This window comes from Pseudoalteromonas sp. S3260 (genome assembly GCF_005886925.1).
In the GTDB taxonomy this organism is placed as follows: Bacteria; Pseudomonadota; Gammaproteobacteria; order Enterobacterales; family Alteromonadaceae; genus Pseudoalteromonas; species Pseudoalteromonas tetraodonis.
In genome coordinates, this window is sequence record NZ_PNCV01000325.1 from 1 (window position 1) to 262 (window position 262).

A 262-nucleotide genomic window follows, 5' to 3' on the forward strand; every position below is an offset into this window, starting at 1 on the left:
CCATACCGTAGGCATTCCATCCGGTAGATTCCAATAAAAAGATTGCAGTATTTCCCTAAACGGTGGATTGTATTGCGCTTCAATAATTCCATGCGCTCCAGTGGCACTAATGCAGCGATTACTATGCATGTCACCCGATTCTAACTGTAGCAACATTTCATTTACAGCAGTTTCAATAGAACCGTTGTACACAGGTATTCCTAAAACACTATAGCTTTTCAAAATATCCACCAATATCAAACTTCACTTTCATATTAATAGA

General features: G+C 38.2%; 1 protein-coding gene. It reads right to left on the reverse strand.

All coding sequences use genetic code 11. The annotated features are described in order from the left end of the window. Positions 1 to 231 (reverse strand): WecB/TagA/CpsF family glycosyltransferase (locus tag CWC14_RS18660; RefSeq protein WP_502705437.1); only part of this gene is annotated, 231 nt, incomplete at its 3' end. Between the last annotated feature and the right edge of the window lie 31 nt (positions 232 to 262).